Source organism: Exiguobacterium sp. EA-TM-5, from assembly GCF_053878415.1.
Map to the genome: position 1 here is coordinate 65,016 of NZ_JBSRPW010000003.1, position 18,256 is coordinate 83,271.

The following is an 18,256-nucleotide window of genomic DNA, read 5'->3' on the forward strand; positions in this document are numbered from 1 at the left end:
TTTTTTATATTCTACTCTATCTTATCTTTCTAGTATAAAATAATCAAATAATTGCATCATTATCAATATTATTGAACTCAATTTATTTCTTCAGAAGAATTACTTTATATCACCCGGAAATAGCCGATAATTAATGAGAACCTTTTTATTAGGAGGAAGCAGTTTGAATAATGTAACTAAGTGGCCATTCCTAATTTTAATAGGAATCAGTATCATGTTTTGGTATGGAAATATGGTCTATGAAGGGTCTGAGTGGATTCGTTTAACTTTTCTCAACACTATTCAACTTATAATTGGAATAGTGAGCACGTTTTGGATTTTACGCCTCTTAAGAAGTCCTAGTACTTTATTAAAGCTATTTTGGCTCTTCCTGAGTATGGGTACAGGACTCTCCTTTATCGGTACTTTAGTTTGGATCATTAACCTCACAATTACAAAACAGGCATTTGAAGCCCCTCCACTTTCATATTTTTTGTGGGCACTGTGCTATATATGTTATTTTATTGCTTTATTATACAGACTAAGAAGAGCTTCTATTCAGTTTGCGAATATGACTTATTTTTTTAACACGATGATTTATATGATTGCTGCCATTTCGATCAGCTATTATTACTTGCTTTATCCTTTATATCGTATTGAAGAGCACTCTTTAGGGAAAATTACATACACTGTTATTTTTCAACTCGCTGATTTGGGCATTTTATTTTTTATCATTACTCTCTTTTATCTAATTCAGTTTAATAAGAAAAATAAATCTCTGAATTATCTGATTATTGGCCTATTCCTACAAATATTAGGTGATATGCTGTTTGCTCAAATGATGATTAGTGAGAACTATCAAAGCGGAAAGGTTGTCGACTTCGTTTGGACGATTGCTTTACTATTTATAGGTTGTTCCGCATACTTCTATAAAGATGAATCAAAGCTTATGATTGAGCCTAGAACTCCTTTTTTCCCTACATTAAAAAAGGAGTTCCTCTTTCCTTATTTAAGTATTTTAGTTTTATCCATTTTAATGATGGAAAGTTACAATTGGTCACTAAATGCACTTAGCTTCGGATTGATCATGATTTTTCTATTGACCATTGTAAGGCAAGGAATCACGACCTCAAAAAATAATAGATTAGTTTTAAAACTTAATGAAATTGCTTATACAGATATGCTTACCAAACTAGGAAACCGTGCGGCATTTTTAAAAGAAACACAATATGCAATGGACATGAGTCAACAAGATTTCACTTTTATACTTCTACAAGTAGAAAGAGTAAAAATGTTTAATGATGTTTTCGGTCATCAAACAGGTGAGAAACTTATTAAAGAGGTCTCCCATCGCTTAAAACATACCATTGATATGAATGTTAAGTTATATCGTTTCAGCGAAGATGAATTCATGATTGTTTCATCTAATAAATCTACTACAGATATTCTGTTTTTAAATGAATCTATTTTTGATGTATTACACCCGACATTTAAAACATCTGATTTCGAATTGAATATCATTGGGCATATTGGTATCACCCATTATCCTAAACAAAGTATTTCTTTAGATAAAGTCCAACAACATACAGCTGAAGCTCTCTATCAAGCAAAACAATACGGAAATTATTCTTTTGTTATTTATAACAATGAAATAGAATCGAATTTGCTGCGTAAATTAGAGATGGAGTCTCACTTAAAAAACGCGATCAATAATAATCAGCTTTCCGTATATTATCAGCCTAAAATTGATCTCGCCTCTGAATGTATCGTCGGAATGGAGGCATTATTACGATGGGAGCATCCAAAACTTGGTTGGATTTCACCTGCTGAGTTCATTCCTTTAGCTGAAGAGACTGGATTAATCAATGAAATTGGAGAATGGGTATTATACACGGCTGCACAGCACAACAAACAGTTACAACGACTCGGATTTAAACCATTATTGGTTTCAGTGAACGTATCCGCTCTTCAGTTTCAAAACCCTCATTTTTGCAGCATGGTGGGAGAAGTCATTGCAAAAACAAAATTAGATCCTGAATGGTTAGAATTAGAAATTACAGAAAGTATTGTTCAAAACATTAAAGAAAGCTTTAACATCATGCAACAAATAAAATCAATGGGTATAAAAATATCCATTGATGACTTTGGAACTGGTTATTCTTCTCTAAATGTTTTAGAACAACTTCCCATCGATACCTTAAAGATTGATAAATCTTTCATCGATCGAGTTTCATATAATAATCCTTCACCTATGGTAAAAACAATCATAGAACTGGCATTAAATCTGGAATTAAACGTTGTAGCGGAAGGCATTGAGACAGTGGAGCAAAAAGAAATCCTTTATAGAAATGGATGTATGATTGGTCAAGGCTATCTCTTCTCAAGACCTGTTGATTACTATACTTTTGTTGACTTCCTTACATCGTATGCACAGTCAAATGTCACTTCGTCCTGAATTAAGATGCATAAAGCAACCGATTGATATAATCGTTGCTCTATGCATTTTATAGTTTATATACCATTACTAATCATTGATTGTTGTCGATTTTCTAAATATTTTTACATCTGCTATAAATCATACACCTATTTTTAGAAGTCATAAATCATCTCTGTTCTTTTACATCTATACTAGTGAGATTAACGTTAAAAGGAGTACGAATGCGGTATGTTCAATAGAATCAATCTGCGTTATTTTATTCTCGTTTTGTATTTACTCGGTTATTATTGCTGGATTTTGTTATATCCAAACTCTCCTTATCAATCCATTGGAAGCAGTATCTTTTCAATCATTGGCCTTTTGATTGCTTTGTATTTTTTGATCCTTACTCTTTTGAAAACCATAAATAAAGAACGCACATTCTGGTCCATCATCACTCTAGGCACATTTTTTTATTTAGCAGCCGAAATTTTATGGATGATATCAGACACTATGTTCGGTAAAGAAGTAATTTTTATCAGTTGGTCGGATGTTTTTTATCTCTTACAAATCATCTGTATTCTCAGTGCATTATTTTATAAAATCATGCATCAAACCAAAATGATCCTGCATGTATCTTTCATGTTCGATTTCCTTATTATTCTCATTATCGCAACGACATTTTCTTGGTACCTTTTAATTTCTCCGGTTCTTGCAAGTAGTGCAGCTACACCTTTAGCATTTATCATTTCCCTAGCTTATCCTATTGGTGACCTTGGGATGTTAATTGCAGCTGTCTTTTTAATGATGCATAGATCGTCTCGAACCCATACGTCCTCTATGATTGTGATTATCTTAGCCGTATGTATACAGGCAATTGCAGATTCAGCCTATCTCTATTTAATTTCTATCGATAATATCTCTTCAGGTAGTGTGGTTGATCCACTCTTTATCTTGAGTATGATCTTATTAAGTTTTGCAGGAAGAACGAAAACTTCTAAGTTCGTTATTAAACATTCTTCTATACAACTGGAAAAACTAAACATCTTTCAAGTTTTAATTCCTTATAGTGGGATTTTATTTTTATTTACTTTCATGGTATTTCATTCCAATAGCTTTGACATTATTTCAGCGGGGTGTGGAATATCGATTTGTCTTGTACTCATTCGACAAATTGTGATTGTTCTGGAAAATCAAAAGCTTGTCGATAAATATATTCATCAGGCTAATGCGCTAGAAGTAAGCGAAGAACGATACAAGTCGTTGTTCGAATATCATCCTCATACAGTTTGTTCGATGGATTTAGAAGGGAACTTTGAAAGTGTAAACGAAGCATGTAGTCAGTTATTTAATCTTAGTTCTGATGAATTAGTCGGTCAAAATAGTTTAGCCTTTGTTGAAAAAAAGTCTAAAACGATAGTGCTTCAAGAACTCGAATTTGTTTTTAAAGGCTCCCCACGCAGCTATGAAGTCAAGATTCTTAACAGTGAAGGAGGAATCATCTGTATGAACCTCACAAACATCCCGATCATTGTACAAAACGAGATAGTCGGTATTTTTGCCATTGGAAAAGATGTTACAGAGGAAAAAACTATTGAACAACAAGTGAAATATCTCGCTTATCATGACCAATTGACAGGCTTGAGTAATCGATCTGCATTTGAAAATCATTTAACTTCTCTTATAGAAGGAACATTCAAACAATCAGATTTTAAGTTAGCGCTATTTTTCATGGATTTAAACGACTTTAAACATGTTAACGATACCCTTGGTCACGATATTGGAGACTTATTATTGCAGGCTGTAGGGGGACGTCTAAAATCTATAGAGAAACAGTTTGAAATGATTGCACGTCAAGGAGGAGATGAGTTTACTCTACTACTTAAAAATGTGCTGACACAAGAACAATTGAAACAACGAGCCGAGTTAATTCTTTCTGTTTTAAAAGCACCCTATTACATTAACGGCCAAACCATACTCTGTCCTCCAAGCATCGGTATTTCATCCTCTCCCACTGACGCAACAACTGCTATGGAAATCATGAAACAGGCAGATATAGCTATGTATCAAGCGAAAAAGAATCGATCAGGTGCTTATGTTTTATATAGCGACCTCCGTCTAACATCTAAACAAAAGTAAATTTACTTTTTTTATTTTCCAAACACTATATTTTCAAAAAAATGCCTTTTACTCCCTTTAATAAACATGTATACTTTAATCATGTAATAAATAAGGAGGGAAAAATTTGCGCCTTTTTTTGAAAAAACGTGCTATTTCTGAACGATATTGGATTCCTCAATCTGAGTGGCAACGAACATGTGCACGTCGTAACGTAAAAATGCAAATACGTCCTTATGAAACGTTTGTTGGATTAGCCTACAACAAAGAAGAACAACTTGTTCAGATTACCAAAAACACCTTAGCTTCAGCCTCTATTTTTTATGTAACTCTTTTGGAAGAACAATCGATCCATCCGAATATCTTGAACCAGCAGTCTTCCTTAAGTGTTCAGCAGGTTCATCCAGAATCTAAACATATTGACAGCGTTTCAGAGTTCGATCTATTGGATTTATATGTAAGAAAAGAAGGGATTGGCGAAAGGGGATTGTTGCTTGAAGCTTTAATTGACGACCTTCAATGCCAGTATAATAAATTTTCTATTCATGGAAGTTATAATCATATCTCGCATTCTGGATTGATCTCTTTAGAATGTTTTTCTCGCTATGGATTTAAATTGGAAAATGGACAATTAATCTACCAAAAAACATAAAAAACGTCTTTAGCCGTGTGCCCCACGAACAAAAGACGTTTTTTAATTAGCATTTTTCATTAAAGTTTAAAGCTGGCTTTGCTTAGATGGTAAAATGACTTGAATGATTGTACCTTTACCGAGTTCGGAACTTAACTCAATTTTCCCATTGTGTGCCTCGACAATTTCTTTACAGATGGCAAGACCTAAGCCTGTCCCCCCAATTTTAGGATATGAACTCGTGTGTGCTCGATAAAACTTATCAAAGACTTTCAATTGATCGTTTTCAGAAATTCCGATCCCTTCATCCCGGATTTGAATAACTATTTTAGCCGCTTTCTGCTTCATCCAGATCTCTATAGAGCCACCTTCCGGAGAATATTTTCTCGCATTATAGATCAAATTTGTGAATAACTGTGCCATTTTTTCTTGGTCTGCCTCGACCTCCATTTTTTCCTGTTCGTTTATTTGAATATTCCATATGTGGAGTAAGTCCTCCTCACGCTGTACCGTTACTATGTTCTGAATGATTTCCAATAAATCTACCGTCTCTATCACAAATGATTGTTGATTTGATTCCATACGTTGTATGTCTAAGAAATTATCAACCAACAAAGATAATCTTTTTGTTTCAGAGTGTATCGTTTCCAAGTATTTCTTCTGACGATCCATATTGTACGATTTAGCTAATAGCAATTCTGTAAATCCATAAATCGACGAAAGTGGTGTTCGTAACTCATGCGAAACAGTTGAAATAAGTTCTGACTTCAGACGATCCACTTCCACTTCATGCGTGACATCTTTTAACACCAACATGATTCCTTTCAAAGATGCATGATAGCGAACTTCTTCTGCATAAATTGTTACTATTTTCGCTCCACCATTTAATGTGATTTGAATGTCTTCTTGTGGAATTGAATTTGAATAGACTTTATCCATGAATTTATTAAACTTTTCTTTTTGATCTACTCGTCGAACTAATAGTTCATTTTGAACGTCTAATGAGATGAGACCCCGGATATTTTGCTTTTCATTATTCTGTTGACTGTAATCAAATAAATTTAGCAGTGCATGATTAGCAAGTACTTTATTGTCTTCAACATACATCATTGCCTCGCGAATTGAATGGATCAGAGTCGTTGTTTTTTCTTTCTCGACTTGCATCTCATCAAATACCCTCATGCGTAAGAGTGATAACGCAATTTGGCGAGCGAAGGACATCATATCTTCTAGTTCATCTGTTTCAAACGGCATTTTATAGCGACCAAGATAGATACAAGCCAATACTTCATCAGAATCAGCGTCTAATACAGGTACAGCCGATTCGTAGATATAGTACGGGTGTGGTAACGGGTGATCTAGTGCAATCTGTTTAGTAGAGTGCGTACTGTGTTTTAAAAGTTTAGCTCGCTCTAAGAGTGAACCAGGCATCGCTATCTTTCCAAGTGAGGTTTCTGTAATACCGAATGAAAAGATCTGCTTTAAATGTTCTCTGTCATAAAAAATGATTGCTCCAAATTCTGCATGTGTAATGGCTACTAGCTTTTCAATAATTGTTTCATAGGCTGTATATGTTTCTCGAGATGCCAAGGTTTCGGTCAGTTCATTTCGATACTTTAAATGTTGCTCATTTTGAAGTGTAACATTCAATGCTTCTTCGAGCTCTTCTTGTTGAGCATGTAACTCTTCCTGTTGAGCAAGCAGTTCTTCACTTTGCATTTGTAATGCTTCGTTATTCAACTGCAAATGCTTTTTTTGTCCAATAATCGATGCTGACATTTGATTGAATGTTTTAGTGAGTTCTCCTACTTCATCCTGTTCATTTAGAACTGGTATTGGCTCCGTATCACTTCCTTGAGCCAGTCTATCTGTTTCTCGATTTAAACGTTTTAACTGTCGTGTAAGTCGTGTTGTAAAAGGTCGTACAAAGAGTAACGTCAATAGAATCAATATCCCAATATTAACTCCTCCAAGAATTTGAGATGCATTGACTAGGCTACCCAAACTTTTTTGAGCAGCCTTTTCTTGTTTATTTATTTCGTTTCGATAGGTTGTAAATGTTGTTTCCATATCTAAAATGTTTTCTCTCATGTCTAAAGAAGAACTATTACTATTGGACAATTGTTGATTGTCGTTGATTGCAGCTGGAGTCAACTTCGACAGTGTATTTTGTTGTAGGAAAGGCTCATCGATTTTTCCATCTTTTTTCTCTTTAACATAATTGATGACGCTCGGTATGACACGATTTGTATAGGACTCATAAAGGAATCGTGTATCCTTGGCATAGTTCGCATCTACTTCAGTTGTCTTATTTAGTTTAAACCAATTTGTTTGTTCTTCGATATTTGCTTTTTCTTTATTGATTTCATTTAATACAGAAGTTTAACCGTAAAGTGCGTAACCTCGAACGTCATATTGAAGCATTAACCACGACTCATGTAAGAGAGTAGCTTTCGTCCGGTGTTCACTTAAAGTATCTAATTGTTTCTGTGAATCAATCATTTGGTTTTTTGTATAAAAATAGATACAAAGGGTAGATAAAAGTAATGTTATAAATACGATATAAAACGCAAACATGATTTGCCTTCCAATGGTTCGATTTAACCAAATTTTCATTTAAAGTTCCTTTCCGTTACTTACATTTATGAGATAAGTTTCTCATTGAAATAAATCTTGCCATCTATTTGTTTTGATTTTGGATAATTGTTATTCAATTATTTTCGAATGTTTATACCATTTGTACTTTTGAAAAAATTATAAGGAGGCGTAGACATGAAGCCATTCCAACTAAGTGTCATATATCTAAAAATCTGTACTATATTGATGATTACCGGATTGATTGGCATCGCCGGTTTTGGTGTTTCTTTATTACTTGATGGTTTAATGAACAAATTATTTTTTGAAAAACCAGGATATACTTTATTGATTCTTTATTACCTAGCACTGGTACCCTTTCTTTATTCTTTATTCTTTATTCTTTATTTCATGTGTTACACATTCTCCGATTTATTTCTTTAGACATAATTCCGTTCATCCAAATTTATCAATCGATGCAATCGATCAAAACTTCGCTTTTTATAACAACAAATATAGGAATTCTTATGTTCCCTGTATTTTTTTATATCGCACAAGCAGACGATGCACCCGGATTGATACTTATCAGTATTGCTCTGATAGTCATTTCACTAGCATTAGATGCTATCATTATTTGTTGCCAACATGTAATAAAAAAAATTAACTTTATTAAAGAATAAGTTACTAGAATTCTTTTATACCATTTTTAGAAGAAATAAATATAAAAAAGCTAAATAAATAAAAATATTTACAATTAAATATTCAGAAAATTTAGTTTTATTGTATTATCTCATTAATTTTCGGGAATAAATAAATGTTCATTTCATTTATATTTTTATTTAACTCATTACGGAGGTGAAAAGATGAATAACATTTGGAACGGAACGTCGTTGAACTTGAACGGCATTCTCGGATCACTCGGCAACTTGCTTGGAGCGATCATCATTTTCTTGATTGGATGGCTCATTGCCAAGCTGATCGCGAACGGGATTCAAAAAGCGTTAGAGAAGTCTGGGGTTGTCAACAAGTTGTCACCTCAAAAAGAAGGTACGCCACCAAAGAAGAAAAAGTGGACACCTGAAAAAATCATTGGAACCGTCGTCTTTTGGGTTCTCATGGTGTTCGTTCTGATCTTGGTCTTCAACATCCTTGATCTGAATATCATTGCTGGACCACTTGCGGATACGATGAGTACATTACTCGCGGCAATCCCGAACATCTTGAAAGCAGCGCTCATCCTTCTCTTGGCATATGTCATTGCGGTCGTTCTTCGCATGATCATCGTCAAAGCAGGAACGAAGTTGATGGCGAACGACAAAGTACGTTCGAATAAAATGCTTCAAGGTCAGACGGATCTTTCAGCTTATCCAAAAGTAGCAGGGGAGATCGTCTTCTACCTCGTCTTGCTTCTGTTCCTACCGGGTGTACTCGGTGCCTTGAACATTGAGAGTGTCTCACAACCGTTCAGCCAATTGTTATCGTCATTCCTTGGATTCATTCCACGCTTGATTGCTGCGGCAGCCATCTTCTTCGTTGGTTTCCTCGTAGCGAAAATCGTCCGCGATATCGTGACGAATTTCCTTCATGCTGTTGGAACGGATAAATTTGCAGCTCGCTTCAACCTTGGGTCAACGGATCAAAAAGATGCGAAATCACTTTCGTCGATTCTTGGAACAGTCGTCTTCATTTTGATTCTGATTCCAATCACGATTTCAGCTCTTGATCAATTGAACATTAAAGGAATCACAGGACCAGCGATCAACATGTTGAACGATGTCCTCGGTATGATTCCAAACATCATCGTTGGTGTCGTTCTGATTCTTCTCGGTCTTTACGTCGGACGTTTCATCAAGAAATTCGTTACGGATCTCTTATCTCGTCTTGGTTTCAACAACCTGACACGTCACTTGAAAATCGGTTCATGGGATGCAAACCAAGCATCTACATCACCAGCTTCAATCGTTGGTGCACTCGTTGAGATCGTCATCGTCGTTCTCTTCGTCGTCGAAGCTTTCAACTTGATTGGTCTTGACTTCATGGTCGACCTTGGTCGTGCCGTCCTTGCGTTCTTACCGAGCGTCTTGACAGCGATCATCATTCTCGCAATCGGGATCATCGTCAGCAACCTCGTCAAACGTACGATGGACAGCTTGTTCGGCAACTCTGAACTAAAAGTCCTTTCAAGCGTTGCGAAGTATGCAATCCTTGCACTTGCTGTCTTCATGGCACTTGATCAACTTGGTGTTGCTGATACGATCGTTAACTCAGCCTTCATCTTGATCCTTGGGGCACTCGCTCTTGCTTTCGGTCTTGCGTTTGGTCTCGGTGGACGTGATAATGCATCGCGTTACCTCGATCGTCTCCAAAAGAAAGCAGAGAATACGGAAGTCGACACATCGAACCTTCCAAGTAAGTCAGCATCGACTTCATCAGCACCGAGCTTAAAAGATGCAGCAAAAGGTGCAGCTTCACAAGCAGCTGATGATGTCACACCAGATCGTGCACCACGTTCAGCGCGTTCATCTTCAACGGATGAGACAACACATGGTACACCAAAAGGTGCTTTGCCAGAAAACGATCTAGCACAACAAGATGATTACCCGATCGACCCGAATGATCATAAAGGTCCTAACCTTGATCGTTCAAAAGATTCACATAGACCCAACGATCCACCACCTGATTTCAATCAATTTTAATCAAAAGATACAGCCAATGATTAAGTCGAAAAGGACATTATCCATTAATGTCCTTTTACTTACGATAGAGAGGTGAACAACATTGAAAATCCTAAAAGGGGATCAACTTACGAGTCACCTAGAAAAACATATTTTTATTCAGAACTTTATTTTTGAGGAAATCATTACTACAGCAAATGCAGCGAAAGTTAAAATATACTTCCTTGAACCACTCTCACACTATTCAACAAGTCCTAAACAATTAGAAGCAGTTCGGTGTTTCGTTGGTGAAGTTCATTACCATCTAAGTCTTCCGACGCTTGAAAAACGTTTTTACCTCGAGTTCTCAAATGGAAGCAAACATCAAATCGTGTTAGCTGCTCACGAACCGTTAGATGAAGTCATCGCCCTTCTTCAGTATTTCTTTAAAAATTATACGAGATAACATAAAAAGCGAGGAATAGCCCGTAGACTATTCCTCGCTTTCATGGGAGTTTGATTATATCGATGCTCATTTGCTGACACGGTACAAACAAGTCATCAGTTCTAATCAAATGAAATAACATTATATATATTCCCAAACGAATGATCATTAAACCTTTTAAAGACTATTTCAATAGTTAATTCCTAATAAGAATAAACCCAGATTAAAATATTATTTTAAAAATAATTAAAATAATGATAAAGTGTTATAAAGTAAAATATTTTGTGCTAAGACTAGTGGAGGAACGTAATGAAAAATGATTCATTAAGTATAGCGACTTTTTACAAAGAGAATACACAACTTGTAGAATTTGTTCATGAAATTGAATACTATGATCAACATTTACATAAAAAAGAAGTAAAATATCCTTCTTTGATGAAGCATTTACAACGACAAGCGAACCTATTAACAATTCAAGCATTGAATAATTTGACTTCTATACATTTAGTAGAAGAACGTATGATTCAACTGGTAAGAAACACGTATAGTCCTTTTCATATACAAGAACGTGAGCTCGCTGGTCACCGTGATGCCCTATCTTATATACATGACCATCATACCGAATATTCAGTTTACGACTTTCGCATCGTCTATATTATCCAAAAGATAATAAATCAGCATTTAACTACAGATCAATTTAACGAAAAGCCAAATATATTTCCCGATAATCCATTACTTCCCCACTCCATCATGCCGACTAGCCAATGTCTTTCTACAGAAGACCTTCAACAGTTATTTTTCGAATTTCAATCATCGATTGAAGTCCAAAAATTGCATCCTATAATTGCGATTCCGTTATTACTTCATAAATTTTTTAAACAAATAAGAGGTCATTATGATGCATTAAGAATTATGAGACTATTGAACATCTACTTACTTCACCAATTTGATTACCGAATCCAATGTTACTTTTCACTCGATCGACAATTTAATGAATCCTACAGTAGTTTTCATGACAGCTTTCTTCAAAGATTTAACGATAATGATGCCGATGCGATCTTACCGTCACATCAATGGATTCAATTCTACTTAAAAACTGTTCTAACATCCTACAAAGAAATAAAAGGCTTTATCAATGCGTACAAACACCGTTCCATTGCCGAAATCAAGATGGAGCAAATTTTTACGTTTATAACTTCTCAATCGGAACCCTTCACAAAACAACAGTTGCTAGAACATCATCCTGAGGCAGGTAAACAACTGGTCGAGAAAATGTTGCGTATTTTGCGAAATAAAGGTCAGGTGCGATGTATCGGAAAAGGAAAGAACATAAAGTGGGAGTGGATATCAGAAGAGAGGATACCTTAATAATATAAACCTTAATTTTTGTCTCGTTTGTTCATTTAGTTATCATAAACAATGAGTTTGTAGTTGACTCATACGAACTTTCTCTTTTCTCCACAACATTGAAGGGTAACCAAATAATCTTTGCTAGAATCAATGTTCGATATTCTAAAAGAAAAAGTAATTTGATCTTAGCATTTTTTGTAGTCAGACCATTTTTTTTAATTCGTTTTAAAAATGAATTTAGATTAGTAAGCAGAAATTGAATAAGAATACATTTTTTAAATCCTCCTTAAGAAGTGATAGGAATACCATTCATTGTCCATCTCTTCCTTCTATCAGTGTAATACCAAGGACAGTATATTTTTATGTACCCAAATTTAATGATGTATAAATAGTTATATGTGTGTTTGAAAATACTGTTTACTTTTTTGTCATCACGTCCGATATATGAACTATACTCTCATTATCAATTCATTTAGGAGGTTGAGCATGAACGAAAAAAACACTCCATTCGCACTCGATTATTGTTGATTATCGGACTAATCTTTACTCTATTTTTTATTATAAGTAGTGCATCCCTTTACTTTAATACTAAACAAACTGCACTATCTACCTTAAAAGCTACAGCTGAAAAAGATGCATTGCGAATTGCTTCTACTATCGATATGAATAAATATAAAGATTTTCTTAGTGATCTCACACCCTCAACAAAGTATGATCAATTGCGTGAGCAATTAAATACCCTTCGAAAAGAAAACGGCTTGATGTATGCGTACACAGCACGGGTAGAAAATAATAAAGTTCATCTTTTAATAGACGGATTACCTGCAAAGGATGCTGTAAAAATCGATTCCCCTGCGACTGGAGCAAAAGCAAAAGACATGAAAGACGTGTTAAAAGGACAAACTTTTGCGACTGATGTCATTCAAGATCCTGATTATGGGGAGTACATCAGCGTGTATGTACCTTTAAAAAGTTCTTCGGGTCAAGTCATTGGTATTTTAGGAACAGATATTGCTGCGAAAGAAGTCACTGAATTAACGACTTCTTTGTTAAAACAAAACCTTCCTCTCTTTATCGGCTTATTATTGTTGTTACTTCTTGGAACGCTTATCTTGTTATATGTTGTTCTTGGACGGAAGTTAAAACCGCTTGAAACATTACAATCAGTCGCAGACCTAATTGCTAAAGGACATCTTAAACAAGCAAAACAAACATTAACGGACTTGACCATTCCTTCAAAAGATGAAATTTATGCTTTAGCAATCTCCATTCGTGACATGAATGAGATGCTACGAGTAATGATTGCTGATATTAAACAAACATCAAATCTTGTCACGACGACAAGTCATTCAATCGATCACAGCACGACAGAAGTATTAGATGGTTCTACACAAATTGCGCGTACAATGGGAGAGATCGCAATCGGTACAGAGAGCCAGACACACGTCACACTCTCTTTAAATGAAGAAATGCACAGTTTTTCTTCGCTGATTCAAACTGCCTCCGAATCTGGTCAGACCATTCAAGAGACCACCATAGATATGACTTCATTAACAAAAATCGGACGTGACCAAATGCAACAGTCAGTAGAGCGAATGAATCACATTCATCAGCAAGTCATTCAATCTGCCGATCAGGTCGAGCAATTGAAACAACAATCTTCTGATATTCAAGCTTTAGTCGGGATCATTCGTGGTATTTCGGAACAAACCAATCTTCTTGCGCTTAACGCAGCTATTGAAGCCGCTCGAGCTGGTGAACAAGGTAAAGGATTTGCTGTCGTCGCTACAGAGGTAAAAAATCTGTCGAGTCATGTTGCTAGTAGTGTGAGTGAAATCGCCTCAATCGTCATCTCAATCGAGGCGAGTGCAGCTCAGATGCAACAGAGTTTCTCTACTACAGTGCAAGCCACGGAGAGTGGTAAGCAAATCGTTCTTGAAACGGACAAAACATTTGAGAATCTATCATCCCAGGTTACAGACGTCTCTACGTCAACCAGACAAATGACTGAGAAAATGAATCATGTCTTAACTTCTGAGCAAAAAATCCGAACGGCACTTAAGGAGATTGCTGCAGTTGCAGAAGAACACACGGCAAGTAATGAAGAGGTGGCAGCTGCATCGGAACAGATGATCGCTACCATCACTACATTGCACGATTTAGTAGAAAACTTGAATGAACGAACGAATCATTTGGAATCAGAATCGAAGAAATTTGATGTCTAAATTTCTCTACACGGAAAGATAGCCTTCGATATCAAAGGCTATCTTTCCGTTTCTTTTGATTAATTTTTCGGATAAACTCTATGAATCACTTACATTTTTATAGCTCAACCACAATGAGTAGAAGGGATCTAATATAAAATGACTGAACCGCTAAATTCTTTTTCATCGCTTCCTCCTTCTGTTCAGAAGGAAAAATTGATTCATTTAATTCAAGTTCTCCAACGTCTTCATACTAAACCGATGAAGGCAACCTATTACATCACTCTCACAAAGTTTTTGCCTTACCCATCATTTGAAGAAGTCATCCAACTTTTTGGAAGTTGGAACAACTTTTTAAATGAGAGTGGCATTGTAAAGGTTTCGATAAAGCCAGAAAAGAAAGCAATACCTTGTAGCTCAAAAGAAAAATCAATTTCGATTCGCAATAAATTATCAATAGAAGAGAGCTTACATTTATGTTCCAAAAAGATAGGTCCTTCATTCACTGTGCGTCAATATGCTGAATTGAGAAAAAAACATCCTTCCATGATGAGTGCTAGTAACATTACACATCATTACGGGAGCTGGAAGCAGGCATTAACTTACCATGAGTATTTTTCGGGTGATGCACAATCGAAAACAAACTGTTTGAAAGCCCTCCAGTCTGCTTGCTTAGATTTAAATACATGTAACCTTACCATAACGCAATATCGGAAATGGTTAAGAGATAATGTAGGTCCATCTGTCGCTATGATTAAATTAAGATTTGGGAATTGGAAAAACGCGCTAGCATCTCTCTCTGGCTAATTTTTAATCGCTTTTGAATGATAGAATTTTCTAGAAGAAGGGTATATATGTGAAGATAGCACATCATACTTACTTTATTATCCGTTTACTCATTTATCTTTTTAAACTTTTTAAGGTAAATGAATTGGTCACACGAGAGGAGGTATATCCTTTGGATAAGATTGCTTTCGTCATTCATTTAGGTTTATTATTCATTTTAAACGTGTGTTACTTCAATGAAGCATTACACACCGGTTCTGTACTTATTTTGATTCTTTTATCCATCATCGAGGCTATTGTTCTTCAATTACTACTGAAACCACTCTTATTAAATCAGCCTATTTATCGTGTTGCCTCACAAAAGCAAAGAGAACAAACTGAACTTCCTCAGTAGTAGTAACTCAGCTTTAGATAAAACAATTGTTCTTCTATGACTTTTAATTAAATTCAATTTACCCAATAAAAATCTATTCCATTTTTAAGGAATAGATTTTTATTACGTCTATCAGTTTTTAAAACCAATTATTGTTCGTGTGTCCTTAGATGACCGGAACTGGATTTTTCTTTTTTATTTAATTTAGATCCCCTTCTATTCAATAGTTATAAATTGTTTACTCTTTTAAAGCCTATCTTTTTAAGAAATGAATCCATGGACCACTAATCTATGATTCAGTGAGGTCAGCATTTGAATATATGGAGATTATAGTAGACATCAGAATAAGCGCTATGGCTTGCTCAAGAAGAATGTGACCATTTCTAAATTACTACTTTAATCGTCCTTTAAATGAAAATCTTTATTTCCGTATCTCAGTCAATTTCCAAAGCGATAAGATGCATTTTATTTGAGTAAATCACTGATTAATACGTTTTTCGAGTGATCAAACATCGAACCCACTTCGAGACAAAACTGGGACATAGTTTGATAAAGCAATGGACAGAAATCTATGGAGAAACACGTACTTCTCAAGGGTACATGTTTCTCCATTTTTTTGCTTTCAATACGAGAACCTTTTGGGTTGTTTTAGTTGTATATGGATACTTAAAATGTCTCTATCCCAAATTTATATAATGTAGATGAAAAATAACTAACTGCAATGATTTTTGGAACGACTTATCTTTAATAATGTGATGAGACTTTTTTTATTTTACGTTCGTCTACCAAGTGACTTGTGTTGACACAAGACTTTACACTCGCTTCACTATCTGAAAATTTTTACTTCAGAGGATAATCTAAACAATTGAACACATATACCGATATTACTATCTGTATGGAAAAAACTCAGGAGGACTTGTATGCAAAACAAACGTACGCATTCTTTAAGAAACAGACTATCCCTTATTATCGGTATGATTCTTCTTTTATTTTTCTTGTTCAGTAACGTCGCACTTTATTTCAACACTACACAAACGGCACTGTCTACACTCAAAAAGACAGCTACTCAAGATCTCCAACGGATCGCAAAACAAATTGATCCTACAACCTATGAGCGTTTTCTTGCTCAACCTGAAGAAGGAACAGATTATGAGAAGCTTCGTTCTCAGCTAGATGATCTGCGTCAACAAAATGGTCTTCTTTATACGTATACGGCACTCGTCGAAGAAGATCACGTAAAGCTCATGGTAGATGGTAGCTCTTCGGAGAGCGCCAGTGACATCGGAGAACTTGCAACTGGCGCTTCTTACAAAGACGTAAAAGACGTTCTTTCAGGTAAGACACACGCTACTGATATCATCGAAGACAAGAAATACGGTAAATATATCAGTGTTTTTGTTCCGATTAAATCCGCTGACGGCAGCGTCATCGGTATTTTAGGTGGAGATATTTCAGCAGATGAGGTCCATGAACTGACGATGGCTCTCGCTAAACAAAACTTCCCGCTCTTCTTTTTAGGTCTCATCCTCTTCCTAGGTATCACATTGATTTACTTACGGTGGATTCTTATGCGCAAGCTTGATCCAATTCGTACGCTCCAAGAAGCCGCTCAATTCATTGCAGCAGGTGATTTAAAAAATGCGGATCTTCGATTGCGAGATTTGAAGGTGAGCGCGAACGATGAGGTCCATTCCCTTGCCGTATCGATGCAAGACATGAACGACATGTTGAGTAAGATGATTGGCGAAATCAAAAAAACGTCTACATTGATCACTCAAACTAGTGAAACCATCGACTCTAGTTCACAGGAAGTCCTCGACGGATCGACGCAAATCGCGCATACGATGACAGAGATTGCTGTAGGAACTGAGAGCCAGACTCACGTGACTCATTCTCTCAACGAAGAGATGAATGCGTTCGCAGGTTTGATTCAGAGTACGGATGAAGTCAGCACGAATATTAATCACGCTACGATCGAGATGAATGAATTGACACAAGAGGGTCGCGCTCACATGCATCAGTCTGTCGAGCGAATGAACGTCATCCATTCTCACGTCCAACGTTCAACGAATCAAGTGCAAGAGCTCAATCGACAATCAGAAGAAATCCAAGGTCTCATTTCTATCATTCGTGATATCTCTGAACAAACCAATCTCCTGGCACTGAATGCTGCGATCGAAGCAGCTCGTGCCGGCGAGCAAGGAAAAGGATTTGCCGTCGTCGCTTCTGAAGTGAAGAATCTCTCCATGCACGTTGCAGAAAACGTCAGTCAAATCTCCTCTATTGTAAACAATGTCCTCATCAGTACTCGATCGATGGAAAAAAGTTTTACTGAGACAGTCAGTGAGACAGAGGCCGGTAAGCAATCCATCCTTGATACGGATCAATCTTTTAGTCGATTGACAGAACACGTCGATGTCGTGTCCAAGTCTTCACAACATATGGCGCGTCAAATGCAGAACGTCCTTCAATCAGAAAATCGCATTCGTCACGCGTTAAGCGAGATTGCATCCGTCGCCGAGGAACATACTGCAGGAAACGAAGAAGTCGCTGCAGCATCAGAACAGATGATTGGTACGGTCACCGCTTTGCATGACTTAGTTGTCACTTTAAACGAAACGACAGATGTTTTAGAAAAAGGGACAAATCGCTTTAAGATTTAAGGGTAATATCTTTCACCAAAAAACATCCCCTTTGTAGAATTGCTCTACAAAGGGGATGTTTTG

At 36.1% G+C, this 18,256-nt stretch carries 10 protein-coding genes; 9 read left to right on the forward strand and 1 reads right to left on the reverse strand.

Annotated elements, in window-relative coordinates:
* Nucleotides 1-163: 163 nt before the first annotated feature.
* From ACV3PA_RS16745 to ACV3PA_RS16755, 3 genes are all read left to right on the forward strand, one after another.
* Nucleotides 164-2,434 carry a putative bifunctional diguanylate cyclase/phosphodiesterase gene (locus ACV3PA_RS16745; protein WP_456126114.1) on the forward strand — a complete coding sequence of 757 codons (2,271 nt, stop codon included), beginning with the start codon at nt 164-166 and terminating at the stop codon, nt 2,432-2,434.
* Between the two features lie 210 nt (nt 2,435-2,644).
* On the forward strand, nt 2,645-4,534 hold the full coding sequence (locus tag ACV3PA_RS16750) for a diguanylate cyclase domain-containing protein (RefSeq protein WP_456126115.1): 1,890 nt from the start codon (nt 2,645-2,647) through the stop codon (nt 4,532-4,534).
* Between the two features lie 106 nt (nt 4,535-4,640).
* On the forward strand, nt 4,641-5,165 hold the full coding sequence (locus ACV3PA_RS16755; RefSeq protein ID WP_456126116.1) for a hypothetical protein: 525 nt from the start codon (nt 4,641-4,643) through the stop codon (nt 5,163-5,165).
* 66 nt (nt 5,166-5,231) lie between these two features.
* Here the strand turns inward: ACV3PA_RS16755 and ACV3PA_RS16760 are convergent, their stop codons facing one another.
* Complete coding sequence (locus ACV3PA_RS16760; protein WP_456126117.1) at nt 5,232-7,214, reverse strand: ATP-binding protein; 1,983 nt, start codon at nt 7,212-7,214, stop codon at nt 5,232-5,234.
* Nucleotides 7,215-8,581: 1,367 nt separating this feature from the next.
* On the opposite strand from ACV3PA_RS16760, the gene ACV3PA_RS16765 reads away from it, so the two are divergent.
* The 6 genes from ACV3PA_RS16765 to ACV3PA_RS16790 all read left to right on the forward strand — a co-directional run bounded on the left by ACV3PA_RS16765 (nt 8,582) and on the right by ACV3PA_RS16790 (nt 18,193).
* Nucleotides 8,582-10,414 (forward strand): mechanosensitive ion channel, encoded by a 1,833-nt coding sequence (locus ACV3PA_RS16765; RefSeq protein WP_456126118.1) that lies wholly within the window; start codon nt 8,582-8,584, stop codon nt 10,412-10,414.
* 712 nt (nt 10,415-11,126) lie between these two features.
* Entirely contained in the window at nt 11,127-12,185 is a 1,059-nt protein-coding gene (locus tag ACV3PA_RS16770) for a hypothetical protein (RefSeq protein ID WP_456126119.1), read from the forward strand.
* 506 nt (nt 12,186-12,691) lie between these two features.
* A complete protein-coding gene (locus tag ACV3PA_RS16775; RefSeq protein WP_456126120.1) occupies nt 12,692-14,392 on the forward strand; it encodes a methyl-accepting chemotaxis protein in 1,701 nt (566 codons plus the stop codon).
* A gap of 138 nt (nt 14,393-14,530) precedes the next feature.
* A complete protein-coding gene (locus ACV3PA_RS16780) occupies nt 14,531-15,178 on the forward strand; it encodes a homing endonuclease associated repeat-containing protein (RefSeq protein ID WP_456126121.1) in 648 nt (215 codons plus the stop codon).
* A gap of 151 nt (nt 15,179-15,329) precedes the next feature.
* Complete coding sequence (locus ACV3PA_RS16785) at nt 15,330-15,551, forward strand: hypothetical protein (protein ID WP_456126122.1); 222 nt, start codon at nt 15,330-15,332, stop codon at nt 15,549-15,551.
* 899 nt (nt 15,552-16,450) lie between these two features.
* Nucleotides 16,451-18,193: a methyl-accepting chemotaxis protein gene (locus ACV3PA_RS16790; RefSeq protein WP_456126123.1), complete on the forward strand. Its 1,743-nt coding sequence runs from the start codon at nt 16,451-16,453 to the stop codon at nt 18,191-18,193.
* Nucleotides 18,194-18,256 lie beyond the last annotated feature (63 nt).

Coding starts and splice junctions, on each gene's coding strand:
- ACV3PA_RS16750 (WP_456126115.1), top strand. CDS start 2,645: ATGTTCAATAGAATCAATCTGCGTTATTTTATTCTCGTTTTGTATTTA.
- ACV3PA_RS16760 (WP_456126117.1), bottom strand. CDS start 7,214: ATGGAAACAACATTTACAACCTATCGAAACGAAATAAATAAACAAGAA.
- ACV3PA_RS16765 (WP_456126118.1), top strand. CDS start 8,582: ATGAATAACATTTGGAACGGAACGTCGTTGAACTTGAACGGCATTCTC.
- ACV3PA_RS16770 (WP_456126119.1), top strand. CDS start 11,127: ATGAAAAATGATTCATTAAGTATAGCGACTTTTTACAAAGAGAATACA.
- ACV3PA_RS16780 (WP_456126121.1), top strand. CDS start 14,531: ATGACTGAACCGCTAAATTCTTTTTCATCGCTTCCTCCTTCTGTTCAG.
- ACV3PA_RS16790 (WP_456126123.1), top strand. CDS start 16,451: ATGCAAAACAAACGTACGCATTCTTTAAGAAACAGACTATCCCTTATT.